Here is a 999-nt window from a genome sequence, read left to right as displayed (position 1 = left end):
CGTGACTTGCGGCGCTGTGTTTGCCTTCACGGCTACCGGGATGTTTCGCTGCACAGTCGTTCCGTCTCCCAACTGACCGTCACCGTTGTAACCCCATGCCCATACACTGCCGTCACTCTTCAGCGCTAGACTATGGCTGCCGCCTCCAGCAATATCTTTGACTTCTGTCAGTCCAGTCACTTGTACTGGCATACTCCGCTGGGTGGTACTGTTATCACCCAACTGACCGCTGCCGTTATACCCCCATGCCCATACGCTGCCATCGCTCTTCAGCGCCAGGCTGTGACTCGTTCCTGCCGCGATGGATATTACTTCGCTCAGGTCGGCAATTACTTTCGGCGCCATTGTATCCACTGTGGTGCCATTTCCCAGCTGACCGTTGCTGTTCGTTCCCCACGACCAGACCGTGCCGTCGCTCTTCAGCGCCAGATTATGTCCGCTGCCCATTGCGATCGAAGTGATGTTGCTCAATCCCGATACCTGAGTTGATGTTGCAGTGCCNCGATCGCCACGATACCGCTCAAACCGCTAACCGCTACCGGCACACCCCCGTAGCCTAAGCCCCAGACCCATACACTGCCGTCGCCTTTCAGTGCCAAGCTGTGGCTTGTCCCTGCTGCGACCGCTATCACGCCGCTTGTCAGACCACTCACCGCTACCGGCGTACTCCGCTGTATGCTGCTGTTATCTCCAAGTTGTCCATACATATTAGCTCCCCAGGCCCATACGCTGCCATCATTCTTCAATGCCAGCGTATGCTTCTGTCCTGCAGCAATAGAAGCAATAGCGTTTAAAGGTATATCAACAGGATTAGTTCTAGATATTGTAGTACCGTCACCTAACTGTCCATATAAATTCGATCCCCAGGATGATACACTACCATCATCTTGCGATTTAAGAACAAAACTTTGATTTTCAGAAGCTTGAATCATTGGATGCTTTGTATACACTTCTATAGAGTCACTATTTTCCGAGCGATTCTCTGCCTTGTCTATAGCA

2 protein-coding genes are annotated in these 999 nt (G+C 52.3%); both read right to left on the bottom strand.

Features of this window, described 5'->3' with window-relative positions; genetic code table 11:
- Nucleotides 1-471 (bottom strand): RCC1 domain-containing protein (locus KIH86_RS27940; protein ID WP_407672367.1); only part of this gene is annotated, 471 nt, incomplete at its 3' end.
- Complete coding sequence (locus KIH86_RS27935; protein ID WP_456094033.1) at nucleotides 468-932, bottom strand: RCC1 domain-containing protein; 465 nt, start codon at nucleotides 930-932, stop codon at nucleotides 468-470. The genes KIH86_RS27940 and KIH86_RS27935, both read right to left, overlap by 4 nt.
- Between the last annotated feature and the right edge of the window lie 67 nt (nucleotides 933-999).

This window comes from Paenibacillus sinensis (genome assembly GCF_019904155.1).
Taxonomy (GTDB): domain Bacteria; phylum Bacillota; class Bacilli; order Paenibacillales; family Paenibacillaceae; genus Paenibacillus_AQ; species Paenibacillus_AQ sinensis.
This window is presented reverse-complemented; position numbering and strand designations above follow the sequence as displayed.